The organism is Shewanella sp. 10N.7, from assembly GCF_020806285.1.
Classification (GTDB): domain Bacteria; phylum Pseudomonadota; class Gammaproteobacteria; order Enterobacterales; family Shewanellaceae; genus Shewanella; species Shewanella electrodiphila.
This window is the reverse complement of sequence record NZ_JAJGZS010000001.1, coordinates 340,525-357,870: the sequence shown is the minus strand read 5'-3', so window position 1 is coordinate 357,870 and position 17,346 is coordinate 340,525. Positions and strand designations below refer to the sequence as shown.

Annotated in this window: 12 protein-coding genes; 3 read left to right on the top strand and 9 right to left on the bottom strand. The window is 39.6% G+C overall.

Annotated features, from left to right (window positions below; translation table 11 throughout):
* Nucleotides 1-166 precede the first annotated feature (166 nt).
* Entirely contained in the window at nt 167-2,536 is a 2,370-nt protein-coding gene (locus LMH66_RS01530) for an OmcA/MtrC family decaheme c-type cytochrome (RefSeq protein ID WP_229367941.1), read from the top strand.
* A gap of 635 nt (nt 2,537-3,171) precedes the next feature.
* Nucleotides 3,172-3,804, top strand: coding sequence for an acetate uptake transporter (locus LMH66_RS01525; protein WP_229367938.1), 633 nt, complete (start codon nt 3,172-3,174; stop codon nt 3,802-3,804).
* Between the two features lie 78 nt (nt 3,805-3,882).
* Here LMH66_RS01525 and LMH66_RS01520 read toward each other — a convergent pair whose 3' ends face one another.
* From LMH66_RS01520 to LMH66_RS01480, 9 genes are all read right to left on the bottom strand, one after another.
* Entirely contained in the window at nt 3,883-5,409 is a 1,527-nt protein-coding gene (locus LMH66_RS01520) for an MFS transporter (RefSeq protein ID WP_229367936.1), read from the bottom strand.
* 282 nt (nt 5,410-5,691) lie between these two features.
* Nucleotides 5,692-6,918: a hypothetical protein gene (locus LMH66_RS01515; RefSeq protein WP_229367933.1), complete on the bottom strand. Its 1,227-nt coding sequence runs from the start codon at nt 6,916-6,918 to the stop codon at nt 5,692-5,694.
* 40 nt (nt 6,919-6,958) lie between these two features.
* Nucleotides 6,959-9,313: an EAL domain-containing protein gene (locus LMH66_RS01510; RefSeq protein ID WP_229367931.1), complete on the bottom strand. Its 2,355-nt coding sequence runs from the start codon at nt 9,311-9,313 to the stop codon at nt 6,959-6,961.
* On the bottom strand, nt 9,313-9,903 hold the full coding sequence (locus tag LMH66_RS01505; protein WP_229367929.1) for a hypothetical protein: 591 nt from the start codon (nt 9,901-9,903) through the stop codon (nt 9,313-9,315). Before LMH66_RS01505 ends, LMH66_RS01510 begins: the two co-directional genes overlap by 1 nt.
* Before the next feature lie 365 nt (nt 9,904-10,268).
* A complete protein-coding gene (locus LMH66_RS01500) occupies nt 10,269-10,604 on the bottom strand; it encodes a PBPRA1643 family SWIM/SEC-C metal-binding motif protein (RefSeq protein ID WP_229367928.1) in 336 nt (111 codons plus the stop codon).
* A gap of 288 nt (nt 10,605-10,892) precedes the next feature.
* Nucleotides 10,893-11,309 (bottom strand): DUF4402 domain-containing protein, encoded by a 417-nt coding sequence (locus LMH66_RS01495; protein ID WP_229367926.1) that lies wholly within the window; start codon nt 11,307-11,309, stop codon nt 10,893-10,895.
* A gap of 85 nt (nt 11,310-11,394) precedes the next feature.
* Nucleotides 11,395-14,544 carry a carboxypeptidase-like regulatory domain-containing protein gene (locus tag LMH66_RS01490; RefSeq protein WP_229367924.1) on the bottom strand — a complete coding sequence of 1,050 codons (3,150 nt, stop codon included), beginning with the start codon at nt 14,542-14,544 and terminating at the stop codon, nt 11,395-11,397.
* 42 nt (nt 14,545-14,586) lie between these two features.
* Nucleotides 14,587-15,381, bottom strand: coding sequence for a hypothetical protein (locus tag LMH66_RS01485; protein WP_229367912.1), 795 nt, complete (start codon nt 15,379-15,381; stop codon nt 14,587-14,589).
* Nucleotides 15,382-15,615: 234 nt separating this feature from the next.
* Nucleotides 15,616-16,083, bottom strand: coding sequence for a hypothetical protein (locus tag LMH66_RS01480; RefSeq protein WP_229367909.1), 468 nt, complete (start codon nt 16,081-16,083; stop codon nt 15,616-15,618).
* 644 nt (nt 16,084-16,727) lie between these two features.
* On the opposite strand from LMH66_RS01480, the gene LMH66_RS01475 reads away from it, so the two are divergent.
* Nucleotides 16,728-17,222: a hypothetical protein gene (locus tag LMH66_RS01475; protein WP_229367908.1), complete on the top strand. Its 495-nt coding sequence runs from the start codon at nt 16,728-16,730 to the stop codon at nt 17,220-17,222.
* Nucleotides 17,223-17,346 lie beyond the last annotated feature (124 nt).

Here is a 17,346-nt window from a genome sequence, read left to right as displayed (position 1 = left end):
TTTTAGATATAGAAATTACCAAAATCGAATTGTAAAATTTTGTAGTAAGCATCTTTCAATTCTAGTCACAAATGCAATACAGGAATAATACATCTAAAGAGGTATCTTTTATATTTAGGTTACTGCTAAAGCAGAATCAAATACCTAAAAATAAAGGGATACGATAATGAGAACATATAAAAAGTCGATACTCGCGGTTGCCTTAATGGCAGCTATCGGGTTAACCGGGTGTAGTGATGGTGATGATGGGCAAGATGGCGCACCTGGAGAACCAGGTGCCCCTGGCGAACCGGGTGCTCCAGCGGGGAATGTTGTTGAAACCGTTAATTCTGCTGCAGATTTTATGCTGACATTAGCGCCTGAAGATATCGTGGTAGTAGGAACAGAAGATTTCTCGGTTAAATTCACTGTCACTGGAAAAAACAGTGCAGGTAAAGAATTACCATTTTCTGGCTTAGAAAAAATTGCGCTTTACGTGATGAATGAAGCGCCAAATACTACCGATACCGGCAGCCCATATTTTTGGCAAAGTCACGGACTTGAAAATGACTTTAGCTATAGCATGTATTGTAGCTTAACCGGAACTACAACATCTTGGGGCAATGAAGTCGATGCCTGTACATTAGTCGAAGATACTGAAACCCCAGGTACTTATACTGGTACTTGGGAACATGATGGCAATGCGCCAATTGTACTTGCAAATGGCGATGCAAACCGTTTACATCGAGTAATGGTTCGTACATACGATATTACTGACGATGCCGGTAATGGTATTTCAGATAAGCTACTGACTAAGCCATTGGATTATATTCCTGCAACTGGCGAGCTTGCTGTATCAAACAAAGATTCGGTTTCAAATGCAGCGTGTATTCAGTGTCATAGTGCATTAGATGGTTTTGCTGAAGATGATATGCGAATTGGCAACATCGAAGCTCACCACAATTACCAAAAAGTTGAAAATTGTGTTGCCTGTCATAACCCGGCATATGCAGCTGATCAAAACGATCCAGAAAAAGGTTATAACCCGAACTGGAATGCCATGATCCATACTCTTCATGCAGGTCATCATTTAGATTTAGTCGGCGAAGCAAAAGAGATGTTTGGTGAGATCGGCTTCCCATCAGAATTGAACGAATGTACAGTTTGTCACGATAGCGGCACACAATGGAATGACAATGTATACGCTGAAGCTTGTGTGTCTTGTCATTCGGATGTTGACTTCGAAACTGGCGATAATCACCGCGGTATCGTGCCAGAAAGTGATGCATCGTGTTCAGGTTGTCATGGCGCTGGTAGTTTGAGCCCAGTTGAAGCTCACGAAGTGGGTGCTCGTGGAACGTTAAAAGACGGTGTTGTATTTGATGTTATGTCTGCTGAAGTTGCAGCTGATCAATTAACTGTTGTTGTCGACGTAACGATCAATGGCGAAACACCTGCAGATGGTACCGTTTTAGCCGATTATTTAGCTGCTGAAGGCTATGCTCATGCAATTATGATGGGTACTTTAGATGAAAATGGTGATTATGTTCGTGGTTTAAGCCTTGATACTAGTTCAGGTTTATTTGTTACTACTGGCGGTAAACTCACTTTATCTCAAGCTATTGATGCCAACTCTCTTGACGGAAAAACCTTATCAGTAAGTTCTGAGTTCAACATGTGTGGTGACATTGAGTCAGGTATGGTCATTGATAGAACGACTCTAGGCACAGATGAAGAGTGTGAAATCGCTATTCCAGCTAATATCGTGACTAAGTTCTTCATGTTTGACGATGTTGCAGCTGTCGGTGTTGAAACAGAAGAAAATTTACGCTTTGTGCCTTCTTCACTTGAAAACTTCACCATGCCAACACAAGCGATGAATGATCGCACTAGTGCTGATGAAGCTAAGTGTAATGCTTGTCATGACAACATGTCTCACATTAAAGCCCCTCGCCATGGTGTGACTGACTTTACTCAGTGTGCAGATTGTCACAACAATAACTATCCAGGTTCGTATCATGCCGATGTTTATAAGCAAGCTGGTACTGACGAAGATGGCGAACCTACATTTGAACTAATTGAAGGTTTAGAGTACTACAACCGTGATTTAGCAACTGTAGCTCACCGTTTCCATAGTGGTATGTTTGCGGGTAGCACAGGCGGCGGTATCTACTTAGGTGAAGATGGTGAAACTTGGGTTAATTACCCTGCATCTAAAACTGACTGTCAAGCTTGTCATAAAGATGTCGATTCAAACGGTGATGACATGACCTTCTTTGCTGGTGACGGTGAATTAACGTCTGGACGCACTGCAATCGCTGAAAGTAATGATTACGGAGCTACTGTTAATTACATTTCTCCAGTAACAGAAGCTTGTCGTACTTGTCATGCTCACTCAGGTGCAGCAGCGTTAGCTCACTTTAAGAGTAATGGCGCGACAGTTTATGAAGATGGCGTTGAATCTGCCGCTGATGTACCAGTTGAGTCTTGTTCTACTTGTCACGCTGAAGGTAAAACTTACGGTGTTGATGTAATGCATTCTGGTGCAGCTCACTAGTCTTAAATGTTAAGTTGTAAAGTGAACATTTTTCTGTAGTCCTGCAAGATGCAGATAAATGTAAAAGGAGCCTTCTGGGCTCCTTTTTCTTTTGCTAAAACGATCATTAGTCAGTTCATTGCATCATCGTTTAACTAATGTTTGATAATGTGAACTTGAGCAATTATTCATCATTACAAGCTGACTTTACAAAGGCGTTTATTCATACAAAACCCCTTTAATTGTGAGTCAAGACAACCATTGTTTATAAATGTGACTTAAGCCCAACTGACGAGAAGTGATTATTTTCAGATTGTGAAGAGCACGCGTATTGTATTTTGTCAGTTGAATGTTTTAGGTCTGATACCAATTATTATTCACTCGAAATCATTCAATTATTTGTATTTAAAGAGTTTTATATGTATCAATTTCATATTGGCAATTAAAGCTGAGTTACGATTGTCCTGTAAAAATTGCTAATCATGGTCTTTTACTGCCAATTTGTCTGTTTTCGTTTGCTTCCTTACAATGCGCCGCAGTTTAATTAACTTATCTTAATGTTTGTGTTTATAGCGGGTTTTTATGCCGATTTATCTACCCACTAGCTCTACATTAAAACCTGCCCATACTCAGTGAGTATCATTTAGGAGCAAGCCATGTCGACACCGTTACCAGTATCTCAACCATTAGCTAACCCAGCACCCTTAGGTTTAATGGGATTTGGTATGACCACCATATTATTGAACATTCACAATGCGGGCTTTTTCCCGATTGATGCAATGATCCTTGCTATGGGGATATTTTATGGCGGTATTGGTCAAGTGATTGTTGGCATGATGTGTTTCAAGCGTGGTGACACATTTGGCACCACTGCATTTACTTCTTATGGTTTATTCTGGTTAACGTTAGTGGGCTTGTTAGTTATGCCTGAAATGGGCATTTCACAAGCAAGTTCAGCAAGCTTTATGGGGTGGTATTTAGGTTTGTGGGGCGTATTTACTGCGTTTATGTTCGTCGGTTCATTGCGTTACCCTCGTGCTAAGCAGGTGGTATTTGGTTCATTAACAATATTATTTTTCCTACTTGCAGCCCGTGATTTCACCGGTTCAGCACTAATAGGTACGATTGCAGGTTTTGAAGGCATTTTTTGTGGCGCAAGTGCAATTTATTTTGCCATGGCACAAGTATTAAACGCTGAATATGGCCGGGTGATTTTACCTGTTGGTGAGCTAAAGCAAGCTCAAGTTGTCTCTGTAGCAGACACTAACGAGACATTAAAAGCAGCTTAATTACGTTTTAATTGCTCGGTTCATAATAAAAAAGCTGACCTTTGGGTCAGCTTTTTTGTTTGGGTTTAACTCAGTTTATTAGCTTTGCTGCAGACGATACAACCACTTACCGTACAAGAAAATACCCACAGCTGAGATAGTGCCAATAGCAGCAATGATGTACCACGCCATACCGATATTATGTGTGTTATACAATAATGTTGTTAGCTCTTGTGCAGGTTCACCAGTGTACGCGACTAGTGTACTAAAGGCTTCACCTTGAGGAATTGCTGCAACACTTGCTGCATCCATACCTCGTTCGCCTAACAGCTGCAAAGAGAAAATTTCTTTCGATGCATAGATTTCATATAGCTTAGGGCCGAAATAACCTTCCAGTGTCCAGCCTATCCCTTGCGGAAGCATTACAAAGCCTAAATACATGGCTTTTTTGCCCTCAGGGGCGATGTTACCCATAAACTCATTTTTCTTAGGGCTAATCATCATTTCGCCAAAAGAGAATAGCGCAATGGCCAAAACAATCATCCAAGCAGCATTGGTAGCTCCTATCAATACAAATGCCAAAATACTCAATAAGCAACCACCTAACATAGCGGTGGTAATCCGATATTTCGCAGTAAGCGCAGCCACTAAGAAACAGGTGGTCATGATCATGCCGGCATTGAGGTTAAGCATTCCCTCAGGCATGACTTTTGTGCCTGTATTATCAAGTCCTAACCAAAACTGGAAGAAGCCATTAGAAGTACCTTCAGGGCCAAATAAAGAGGTCACAATCACGCTGGTATCAACCCACTCAGCAATATGAATCGGCAATACATCAAATAGGGCATTAAATAAGAACCAGAAGCCAGCAAACACTAACATGTAGTAAATGACCACAGGTTTTTTAAGTTCGTGTAAAGCATCACGCCACAGTGCTTCTTGTTTAATTTCGCCGCTTTTAATTTTGCGGTTGCGTTCAAGTCTTTCTTCTTTACCTGGCTCTTTATAAGCCAATAAAAACAAGAAATTGAATGAAATTATCGCTGCGCAGGCATAAAACACGTTATCCCAGGATAGCTGGCGCATATGTACAGCGACTAACGGACCAAGGAAACCACCAATATTGACCACTTGGTAAAATATCCCCCAAGCCATTGATGTATTCTGTCGTCCTGTAGATAAGACTAAGGTACCTTGAATACCTGGCTTAAATACCCCGGTACCCGCAGCGAGCAAAATTGCCCCTATCAAAAAACCATAAAAACTTGGAAACATAGCCATCACTAGATAGCCCATAATTTTGATTATGGTGGAAGCAAAGATGGTTTCTTTATAGCCGACGCGGTCAGAAATACCGCCGGTAAACACGGGAATGAAGGTTTGCATCATTGCCCATATCGCAATAATGACACCATAGTCGCTTAGGCTAATCCCTAAACCACCTTCAGAAACTGGTGTTTTAGCGTATAAACCCGCACTGGCTTTAACGCCATAGTAAGCGATACGCTCAACCAGCTCCATGCCGCCCACTATCCAAAATATATAGCTCAAGCTGGCAATGGACGCCCACATGCCTAGCTGTTTTACTTCACTTAGGTCGTTACCCGAGTGTGAACTTTCACTCATATGTCACCCTTTATTATGATTATTATTAACATAGGTCGGCTGACACTTTACCTAATTTGTGAGGATTTACCAAAGGAACGGTTACAGAAAGTTAGACTAGTTGTGATATTGGGATGTTTGGCAAACAAAATGAATAGAAAAACATCGAATTGGTCAAATTTTAATTTAGAGCGTCCGTTCTTCAATATACCCGTTAATCAGCAGTTCAGATGCCTTTTGGCGTCAAAGTAATGTGATTGATACTAATGAAATTGATAGCTGCAATAGAATATGTCCGAAATATTAAAAATACCAACGTGTAGCCAGTTGATATTGCTGTTCAGTTAACGTTGAAGGTAAATTCTGCTCAATGCGAGCAGGGCGTGTTGAATCAAGATAATTATACTCGGCTTGGATAAACCAATTTTTTAATAATCGATATTGATAAGATGCGGTCAGAGCTTGGCCTTTTTCATTATTGTCATCATCAGGCGTAAGATCATTATCAGTGACATCAAAATGTTCTACTCTCATTGTGATACGGTGCTTATCCCAACGGCGACTTAACAGTAAAAAGGCTGATTGATACTCATTATTCACCACATCAATGGCCTGTGGTGATTGCATTAATGTATCCCCATTTATAAATTGACTGATAAGCTCAATTTTGTATGGAAGTCGAAATCTCATCCCAGCATGGTAAAACTGAGTTAACCAGGTATATTGGCCATTTTTGACAATGGTGGTATCGGCGTTGTTATCGTAGTAACCAAAAAAAAAATCACCTTTTCCTTTAATCTTCCATTTAGCATGTACGTGATAGCCAAAGCGATTATCTAACTCAATAAAAGGGGCTGAATCTCTAGCTTGTTCATCAAGGCTGCCCCCATCAAGGCTTGGCATATTACTTAAAGGTAAAGTTTCGTGACTAAGGGTTTGCCTAGAACTTATTGTCCAGCCATGCCAAGCTAGCATGGCTCCGACAGTATCATTATTTTGGAATATCGCTGCCGAAACTGAAAAGTCATGCTTAGAAGAGTGGAACTTTCCAAGACGCTCTAGAGTTAATTCAGCCCCAAGATGGCGAAATTCTTCTCCTAGCCAGCTGTTAATAGCGGAGTAACTGAGCGTGTAAGGAGAAGACCAAGCAGTGGCAATATTTTCCAGTGAAATACTCGGGTACATTAAGCCTAATTTCGCATGTAATCTAAGCCCATTATCCAAGGGCAGGCCTCGGTATTTGATAAAGGCTTCTGTCAGTCCTATACCATCGCGAGTTCCATCAATATATCCATTAGCGGTAACTTGAGCTGAAAGTGGGTTTTCCCAATCGACTTTATAGGTTAGTCCTGCTTGAGCTAATGATAATTGGTTGCCCTCATCGAAACGAAACTTTCCTAAACCGCCGTTAGCATAAGAGTCTATCCCTTGTGTATGACTGAGCCTTGTATCGATAATGGCTGAAACGCTATGCTCAGCAGCTAAAGTGGTGTTGCTACATATAAGTAAAATCCAAATCCATTTTTTCATCCGTGAACCTTGTTGTTATTTTTACGGATTAATCGCTCACCTAGCTATAAGCTGATTGTGATAACCAAGTTGTTAGCGCCTTTGCTTCAATTGGCCTTGAGAGATAAAAGCCTTGCCCCATTTCGCAGCCTCTTTGCGTTAGCCACTTTAGTGAACCTTCATCTTCAATCCCTTCCGCTACCACTTTTAATCCTAGATTATGTGCGAGCTGCAGCGTGGAGCTAACAATAATTTGGTCATCTTCATTAACCATAAGGTTTTGTACGAAAGATTTATCAATTTTAAGTTCTTGAACAGGTAATTGCTTTAACTGAGCCAATGATGAATATCCCGTACCATAGTCATCGATAGAGAGTGTCAGCCCTTGTTGTCTGAGCTCTGTAAGTTGTTTTATTGCATACTCAGGATCGGCGACCACAGCATCTTCGGTGATCTCTAATGTTAAGGCATCTATTGGGACTTGTTTATCTTTAATGGCTTGTAACACGTAATGACAGAATTGGTCATCTTTTAAGTTTTCCGCTGAGATATTTACAGCAATTGACAGTTCAATCCCTTGTTCTTTCCATTGAAGGTATTGGCTGAGTGCCTGATCAATGACCCATCGAGTTAAGGCATTCATTTGTCCCATTTTTTCAGCAATTGGGATAAAGCTATCAGGTGGGATCATGCCTCTTACTGGATGTTGCCATCTAACCAAAGCTTCCACATGAGTGACTTTGTTGAGTTTTAGATTAAGTTTAGGCTGGTAGAATAACACTAGCTCATCATGTTCAATGGCAGGTTTTAAGTCATTGACTAATTGCAGCCTGTCTAGTGTATTAACATCAATTTGTTGATGGTAAATTTGCAGATGTAAACGGTTTTTCTTTGCATGCTGAAGTGCTGTATCAGCTTGCCGAAGTAGCGTTTCGAGATCGCTAGGGTAATGAACAAAGCTAACCCCAATAGTTGTTTGTAAATGCAGAGATATGTCTTGATAGCAATATTCAGCTTCAATAGATTTTTGAATATGGTTTATTGATTGAATGAGCTTTTTCTGATCGGAGTGTTCAATCGCGACAACAAATTCATCGCCATTAAGGCGACAAATAGAATCTATTTCGTTAAAGCTAGCCAGCCTAAGTCCCACTTCTTTAATGACCAAGTCACCAACAACATGGCCGAGTGTGCCGTTTATCTCTGTCATACGGCGGATATTTATCTGGCAGATAGCGATAGGGGACTTCGCCTCAAACCAAGCAGAAGTGATCCGTGTTAGCTCATTTTTGTTGCCAAGGTTAGTTAACGGGTCGTGATATGCCTGAAAAGCTATTTTGTTTTCTCTGCTTAATATGGCTTGTTGCATCACAGTAAACTCTTCTGCGAGTTCTCGCATTTCTGCACTATTTCCCACTTCAACTTTGGAGTTGTAATTTCCTTTGGCAATATACTTCGCTTGTTTGATCAGTAATGTGAGTGGTTTAGTGACACCTCGGGCGATGATAAATGCTACGAATAGTGAAATGGGTAATATTATTAACAGCAGCAATAATTGCTGAAACCAGTATTCTTGGGACGATTGAAGGGCGTCATTACGGCTCAGGAACATGAAAGCATGAAGTTGAGCTTGGTTGGCGCCGTTGAGTTCTACTTTACCTAATGCAGATTGCCATAAAATGTAGTCGTCATGAAGGTGATTATGTTGAATGAAACTATCAATTGCTTGGTTAGCATCTATAGAATAAGTGTTGCTTGATAAGCTGATTAGTTGATTTTTTTGCTGCTCTTTAGCCAGTATAAATCCGGTGTTTAAGCCTGTTTGATTAGATATTGACTGAGCTAATTCATCCCCAATAATAAAGCCAAAACCGACCCAACCAATGATATTTGATGCACCACTGGTTAAAGGTGAAAAACGTAACTGGTAGATATAGTTATCTAAAGAATACAGTGGACTTATCACTTCAAACTCTGTCGCTAGAGGCGTACGAAACTGCTTACCTTGTTCGGGGCCTACTTTGACTTTGCCCTTGTTTGCACCATCTGGGGTTGTTAATAACTGGCCTATAATATTGCCCTGTTTATCGACTGCAATGGCTAAGTCTGCATTAATCCGTTTACGATGATTGTTTAAGGCAACTAAAAAGCTTCGCCTATCATCATCAATAAAGACTTCTTTTAAACCAAAATCTTTTGCTGCTGTTTCGGCAAATGCCGTTAAGTAATAATTACGATTATCGTATTCTGATTTAAATACTAACTCGGCAATTGAAAGCTGGCTTTCGAGTTGTTGCTGTTCAAGACGTTTATTGGCGAAATAAGTCAAAGCAAAGGAAATTGCCTGTACAGCAATGAGTAGCAACATGAAAAAGGCGAATATTCTGGTTTGGATACTGCTAAAGAATTTAAGCATTAATAACCTTCCAAGAATTCGAAGTCATCTAAACTTTGTTGTGTAGGGATTTCATCCATTGACGCATTAACTTGAATCGTCAATGTTTCAAGTAAAGGCGTAGTGACAGTTTGGCTATAAGTATTATTGTTAGTTTGTAGCTGTGGGTGCCAAATGTCTAGGCGATATTGAACTTCAGGTATGCTATTAAATTCAACCATACCTAGGTTATTTGTCACGCCAAAAAATGGTGTATCAACCACAAGAACATGCCCACTCATCCAGTCATGAATATTGCAGCCCATAGAAATATGTCCTGCCTGATCGAAAACAAGATCTTTCTGAGAGCTATCTTTACGTAATTTAAAAGAAAAGCGTTTTGGTCCAGATGCTGAATAGATATGGTGGGTAATGTCATCGTCATTAACAAACTTTAGCTGATAACCTTTTTGCATCACGGTGATATAGGGGCTGAACTGTTTATTTTCTTGATGAACTTCAACAGGTTTTTTAACCGGCATTTTCAGCTGTTGCTGCTTATAATCTTCATTTATGGGTGTGAGATATACAACCATATTAGCCATGGGGGTATTAATTGAATCAATGACCATAAAGTTATTACTGAGGACTGGTGAGCTTAAGAGGGGAAAGATTATTCCAGCTATGAGTCTGTATTTTACCTTTGAATGTTTGATCACATTTACCTCTAGTATTTTATTAGCTGGATGCCCTAAGTCGTGCTAAGTCCCGACTCTATAGTTTAAAACAATCATGCTGTGCTTAAGTTGTTGTCTTTAGTAAGATAGAAGGTGGTTAAAATAATAAGAACGTGGCTAAGCAAAAAATATTTCAAAAAGGCGCTAAATTCCCTAACTCTTTTAAATATAGTAAAAAAAAAAGCAAAACCGAAGTTTTGCTTTAATAAATATTTATTATGTACACAAGTGGTTTTTGACTCTTTGGTCAAGATCAGCTTCTAACCACAACATTTCTTATATTTTTTACCGCTGCCACAGGTGCATGGGTCATTACGGTTAATCTTAGCTTCCGCTGTTACCGCTGTGGGTTTATTTAATATACCTTCCAATTGCAAGATATCTTCAGCGACATCAGAGTTAACGGTTATGTTTGCAAGCAATTTACGTTGCTCAACCATTTGCTGAACTTCTTGCATGCGGGCTTCTGTTTGCACGCTTAATACTAACGGGTTTGCTTCAGTGCCTATTTTGGCTTGGCGCTTGGTATTGTAGCCACTTTGACCGTAAGCAGGTTTTGGCGTTTGACGGCCTTTAAAGAAAAATTTATCTGACATAATTGTACCTGCCCATCATTTAATATTAAGAGATTAAAACGGTTTTAATAACGGCAGTCATGCTTGTTTATAGCAACACCAGTCATACCATTAGTGAAAAATCTAAGTAGAGGCGAAGCTTATACAGGAATTAGGTGCATTTGACTAATTAAATGGCGAATAAATGCTGAATATTAGGTATCTGTGCTGAAATTGCGACGATTGATTTCAGATGATGGTGATTGGTGTGGACGATTGATTATTTCGAAGTTGCTCATTTTATAATTAAAATCAATTGATAGTGAGTTTCTATTGATAGTTTACTTCGACGGTATACGACAAGGTTTGATGGCCACTGGCTTGCTCGTGTAATACATCGACCTTTCCACCGACTTCGAACATGGTGCTTTGCTGGGTTAATTGAAATGTTTGTTGCTGACTACCGTTAGGTAAAATAGGCGTAAATAAAATATCATCGCCGCTGTTAGCATAAACAATCACTTCAACATTGGATTGTTCATTACCAGTGAGCATGAACTGACCCAGTTGATTATCAGAAGCAATACAACCATTACCTTGTCTCTGATGCTGGTCTAACTGACAATACACGCTCATTTGATTGGTAATATTACCTAAATTTAGTTCTTGAGTTTGTTCTATGGCGACAGGCGCAACGAGGGTGAAATTTGCTTGGGCAATGGCTGTTGCGAGCATAAAAAGTGACATCAGCAACTCCCTATTAGTGATTTTAATTTAATTCATCATATAGAGTGTAATAGCTGGTGGATTTATAAACAGTGTTATTGATTGATTATTGCTTTCTGGCGATCGTTTGTGTGGGAAAGGTCACATATTCACCAGGCGCTAAGGTTACGGTTTCTGATTGCAATTGGTTATTAATTTCTATTTGGTAATCACCTGGCACAAGTTGTTCAAAAATAAATACCCCATCATATTCCACCCGCGCATGATACTTTGTTTTATCGGCATGAATTAGGGTGACAGAGACACCTTTAGCGGCAACGTCGTTTTCATAATAAACCTCCCCATCAAGTTCTGCGGTAAATAGAACAGGAAATAGCACTTCGGCCACATTACCTGGGTGCGCTTCAATCATCAAAATACTATTGAGTGGTAATAGAAAAGGGTCAGGCAGTGAGCGCTCATTGAGAACTAATTTATGGGGTCTTGAGGTTTGAATATGGGTAATTAATAATTGACCGTTATCGTCAGTTTCATTATCTGAGTTGGTGTGACCAGAAAACCTTAATCCTGCCATCGGTAATTCATTGTCATCAAATTGGCCATTATTGTTGTCGTCTTGAAAAGCGACAATTTTAACACTGCCAGTGTTTAAGTGACTGACTCGATCTAGCAACCAAGTATTATCTGCCGAAATAAATAACGCTGAACTGCTCCATTTAAATTGCGCAAACCAATCACCTTCAGAGTCATTTTCTACGGTCAGTCTTAAGGTGCTAGAATCGAGAAAATAGGATAGTGAGTTTCTGAACGTGACTTCGGCCTCTGCTAAAGGTTGATAACGTACTTCAAACTGGTAGTTACTTCTATCTGAAAAGGAAGTGCTCGCATTAGAGACTAACTGAGTTAGCTCAGTAGTGGGCAATAAGGCGATATCTGCGTAACTTCGCAAGAACCAGTCATCAACCCGCCCCGAAAGAGCCAATCTATTGGCCCACTTTTCATTTTCGGCACTATTTTGCCAGCTGAGTTCATTGCTTAAGGATAGGTGCTGCAACTGCCCTGCAATCGTCGTTGCAAGATAAAGACTATCATTAGCAACATTTTGGTCCTGCCAACGGCCATTGACTCCCCAGCTCATATTGGTGTCGCTGATGTTGCCACTGAGGTTTATATTCGCGCGTTGTTTTAGGCGATTATTTTCATTGTCCCAAGACTCAAAATTATCATACTGTGCCCATTCCGCCTGCCAATCCACCAAACTATTACTGCCTTGGGCGATAATATTGGCAGCCGATCCTGTATCGTTTCCAGTTAGATTAATTTGCCAGACACTGTTATCAGTCAGGAAATTTACTGAGACTGTAGGACTAAATAGCCACTTATCTTGTGATATTTGTTGTTCAATTATTGCCACGCCAGCACTGAAGTTATCAGTCACAGCCCAATTTGCGCTGGCATAGACTTGTTGCAGATCATCTTGTTCTCGCTGCATGACACCGAAATTCATCCCGAAACTATTAGCTTGCATTTGAGAAGGGTCTAATAACTTACTGAAAGATTCTGTACGGGTTTCACCATTGGGACCAAAGAAGCGCAGTTGATATTGATTTAAACCAATGTAGTAAGGCACTTGTTCAAATCGGTATTGGCCATTATCTGTCACTCTTTGAACAGAGATTAATCCACCATTTCGATACAATTCAACATCCCAGCCAGGTTCAAGTTCGCCATCGACAACAAGGTAACGAATATCATCGATAAAGCTATCTCCCGTATTGATAATAACTCCATCACCGGAGCTCGCACTGGAAACTAGCGCTAAATTATGGGAATCAATACTGCCTAAACGATAGTAATTAACCCAAGTATCGGCCATTTCTTTCTCGATATAGGCGTTGAGGGATTCACCATATTCTGACCACGAATACCCTGCATATGCACTATGACCGAGGATATCGGTTCTAGCTTGTATAAAGCCATCAAAACGGACTCTATCAGTGTCAGTTTGTTTGCGTTGAGAAACGCCTAAATCTGCATGTACGGCTAAATCGCCTATATTGGCATAACCCGTATCAATGTGGCGTTGGTTAATTGGAACGTTGGCTTTTTTCTGATCATTGAATTGCTGAAACCGTTTTTGACGGGCGATTAACTGGCTCAACGGAATCAAGCTATTTTCAGTGATATTGATCAGTTGCCTTGCATTATCAAATGTAATTTCAAGCCCCAACATTTGTTTTACGACTGAAAGTTCCAAGTACATATCCCAGTCATCTTTGAATACTGAACTTGGGCTATGATTACACTGACTATTTTGCGCGATATAACGCATTAAACCTTGGCTTACATCAATACTGTTATCGGATGATAAGTACCAGCCTGCCAGCGTGAGAGGCGCTATTTCAACTTGTAATGGCAGCATTAAGTTGTCTGCAAGAAACTGCATGGGTAAATAGATTACGCCGTTATCGTGATAAATAAACATCTCATCACTTAGCCGTTCAGAACCATAGTTAAATTGGGTAACAAGAAACTGCTCTTCATTGGTTGTTGATTCAGTGTAAGTGCGGTTAATAATATTTGAGCAGGTTTCAAACGAGTTAGTTTCAGCGATGTTGGCGCTAGATTTCACTTTAGTGGTTATGTCTTTGGAAGCCACTTTATCTACTATGGGATTCGTCGGTGCTGATAGGGTGAGAATATTAGGCTCTTGAGCAGCATGGTGTATTTTATTGGAAATTGATTTAGTCACCACTTCAGGAGTTGATTGAGATGATATCTGTGGTTTGGCTTGAGCCTTTTCTATGAAAGGTGCAGCCACAGGTGTAGTTACAGACTTATGCTTAGAGCTAGAGTTAACGGAACTGATTTTTTGTTGCGTTAAATTTGATTCAGTCTGAGTTTTAATGATTGTTTTGGGAATTTCTGACTTACGGACAATCTGCTCTGAAGAGCTCTTTGGTACAACTTCTTTAACTGTTTCATTTATATGCGCAGTTTGATTTGGCAAGACTGCATTGGATAAATCAGGTGTTGGAGGGTGCTCACTGGCGGTATCTTGAATAGAGGCTGTATCGCGAATATAAAAAGTATTTTGCTGTGCAGGGATACTTTTTAATGTGGCTAAAAAAGTGCCAGAATCAGTTTTCCAGGGCATTGATGACTCAAGCCCTGGGTTCACCAGTTCGATATAAAGTAGCAGTATGACTATGGCAAAGGTGTACTTTAGTAATCGATTTACATGCTGTAATAGCATTTGTTCCAGTTAATTCTCTATCTATATGATGCCTTTAAAGTACTAGAGGGTTATTTTCTGTTCGATAGTTTGTGGCTTAAATAATCCGTCATTTTCAACGTATTTAATGACTAAATCAGTGCCAGGTTTAATCTTGTTATTAAGGGTAACCGCAAACGCCCGATGGGTCATTTCAGTATATATCGCCGCATTTTTTGAGCTACCGATTAATTCATCACTCTTGGCATCAAATACTTCAATATCACCATAACTACTGCGCTCACCTTGGCGGGTAATAGACACAATAAGCTGTTGCTGTCCTTCAATATCGGATATTTGATGATTAGCGATATTAAGCTGAGCGGTTAATTCGCCTACTCGCATAATGACAGGTATAGCGATGCGTAAGTAAGCTGTCACAGATAAGCTTAAACTATCGGTTTTATCGGTAGTTTGCTCGCTACTGGTAGGCGCGAGGGGAATTTGATGGAAGACAATATAACTGCGATATTCACCCTGTTTAATGTCTTTTGGCGGTCTCACTGCCAGTCTCACCCGCGTGCCTTGTTCAGGTGTTAAGCTCACTCTTCTTGGGGAATAACGGGTAAAGCTTGCAAGTGATGTGGTGCTCGTTTCAGAGTCTATGATTTCAAATTCACCAGAAGGTAATAACTGTTTGTCTTCAAGATAAATTTCATATCGTGATGTTTGGTTGCTCTTGTTTACTAAAGAAAATACCGCGCTTTTATCTCGTTTGTTATCGAGTTCAACACGGGTAGGTGTCACAAGAAGATTGGCATGTGCGAAAGAGGTGAGATTAATCACAATCGTGATCAGTAATATTATTTTTAATTTCATGATGTTGCCCAGCTAAATTTACATGCAATAGTCTGCAATTATTATAATTTTTGTCGTTAGCTTACTTCGAGCTTACTTGAATCTAGATTAACGTATTATTTAAAAATTAATGTTGCGCATTATTGTTAAAGATTGAGATTAGATCAAAATCTCGCGGCGATCCATTTTGAATCTACACCGCGAAATTTTACTCACGACTAATCCGTGTTACTCAATAAAGAGGTAATGATGAGATTAGTAAGTAACTGAAAGTGTGTAACTTAATCCGTGGGTTCCAGGAGTTGCTGTAGCCGCAAGGATATCTAACGTTCCACCAACATCAACAGCTAAAGTATTACTTGCAACAGTACCAGTTGCACTAGCAAGTGTTGGAGTGAATGTAACACCTGGAACTGAAGTATCTGCGGCTGAAAGAGAGAGGTTAACGGTTCCGTCAGCAGCGGTTACAGTGAAAAGCCCTGTATTAGCTGTTGCGCCGCCAGCAACACAAGCTGCACCAGTTACTGCATCTGAATAATCTAAAGCACACTGGCCATCAGCAGCGATAGATACATCACCAAATTCCATTTCTTCAGTTTCAGCAACAGTAATAGGGTACACAAGTTGGAAGTTTGCAGTACCAGTAGCATCTTCTGCACCAGCTTGAGTTGAAAGTAGAAGGGTTGATGCGATAAGTGTAGATAATAGTAATTTATGAGTCATTTTAGTGTTCCAAGGTAATAATATTATAGTTTTAGTATGCCCGCATTTTTTGTATGGGTTATTGTCTCTTGTAAACAAGGACTTATTTACTTGGGCAAAATAAAAGTAACAGTATTGAAATATTTTGCAACACTATTGTTACACTTGTAACCAAGAGTTCTGTTATCGCTAAATCTTCTAAGGTATAACGGATTGAGATTAAGGTTTTCTAATTCATTAGTATTAGATACTGGAAAAATTAATAAGTTACTGAAAATACGTATGATCGCTCTCTATAAGATTTAAAGACTCTTATTTTCAACTTTGTTGCTTTAGTAGTAATCAAGATCTGTACTGGGTTTGTGGCGGGGTGACAGCAGTGATAAATAAGTGTTTAATTGCTCATTAAGTGTACAGCTCGTTTTAAATTTGAGTCATTCAGTCAATCGAAAAGGCTCGATTGGATCGCTTGCGGATCGTTTCTGTGTTGTTGACCTTTTGTAACACCGATGCAATGATGTCGTTCAAATACGAGGCGTATTGGTCATTAATAACTGCTAATTTTAAAGCTTTAAGCTATTTGTTGGTTGTTAATTGGTATTTTTGCATGTTAATTAATTAAGTGACTAATAATAAGAGTAATTTTATATACAATGTGGTTTTATATGATTAAACAAAATCTAATGATAACTTCGAAATTATTGAAGTCTATTTGCATTATTGGTTTGGTTTGTATAACGAAAATGGTATCAGCTCAAATCTCTATTACTGAAATTCAGCCAATTACTTTTCCGACGGTATTACAAAATAACGGTAGTAGTACAACTGTTGTGGTTAACTGGAAGGGAGCAATTGGCAACTCTACCAATTCTATCTTGCTTGATAATGACTACTCACAAGGCCGATATTACATTACTTCAGACTCGACAGCCCCTATTGATATCAACTTTATTAGCCTAGCGAACGAACCTCTTATTCAACTTAAAAACTTCAGAGTACGCTATAAAAATGTAACCTACAAAACCTTCCCCATTCTTGGGCTAGAAAACCCAGGGGCTGCTGGAGAATATATTGATATTGGAGCCAAGGTTGTTGCCAATAAGAAATCTAGTCAAGGGGCTAAATTTTTACAGTATTCTTTAAGTGTTGAAGAGCAATAAGCCCTCATCGTGAAATAGATGTTTAGGTTTTAGGTTTTAGGTTTTAGTTAAACCCAGGTTTAGAACAAAAAAAGGCTATCAACCACTAGTAATAACATAGGTTGACAGCCTTTTATTTCAGTTT

Coding starts and splice junctions, on each gene's coding strand:
- LMH66_RS01530 (WP_229367941.1), top strand. CDS start 167: ATGAGAACATATAAAAAGTCGATACTCGCGGTTGCCTTAATGGCAGCT.
- LMH66_RS01520 (WP_229367936.1), bottom strand. CDS start 5,409: ATGAGTGAAAGTTCACACTCGGGTAACGACCTAAGTGAAGTAAAACAG.
- LMH66_RS01500 (WP_229367928.1), bottom strand. CDS start 10,604: ATGTCAGATAAATTTTTCTTTAAAGGCCGTCAAACGCCAAAACCTGCT.
- LMH66_RS01495 (WP_229367926.1), bottom strand. CDS start 11,309: ATGTCACTTTTTATGCTCGCAACAGCCATTGCCCAAGCAAATTTCACC.
- LMH66_RS01515 (WP_229367933.1), bottom strand. CDS start 6,918: ATGAAAAAATGGATTTGGATTTTACTTATATGTAGCAACACCACTTTA.
- LMH66_RS01475 (WP_229367908.1), top strand. CDS start 16,728: ATGATTAAACAAAATCTAATGATAACTTCGAAATTATTGAAGTCTATT.
- LMH66_RS01525 (WP_229367938.1), top strand. CDS start 3,172: ATGTCGACACCGTTACCAGTATCTCAACCATTAGCTAACCCAGCACCC.
- LMH66_RS01480 (WP_229367909.1), bottom strand. CDS start 16,083: ATGACTCATAAATTACTATTATCTACACTTATCGCATCAACCCTTCTA.
- LMH66_RS01485 (WP_229367912.1), bottom strand. CDS start 15,381: ATGAAATTAAAAATAATATTACTGATCACGATTGTGATTAATCTCACC.
- LMH66_RS01510 (WP_229367931.1), bottom strand. CDS start 9,313: ATGCTTAAATTCTTTAGCAGTATCCAAACCAGAATATTCGCCTTTTTC.
- LMH66_RS01505 (WP_229367929.1), bottom strand. CDS start 9,903: ATGGTCATTGATTCAATTAATACCCCCATGGCTAATATGGTTGTATAT.
- LMH66_RS01490 (WP_229367924.1), bottom strand. CDS start 14,544: ATGCTATTACAGCATGTAAATCGATTACTAAAGTACACCTTTGCCATA.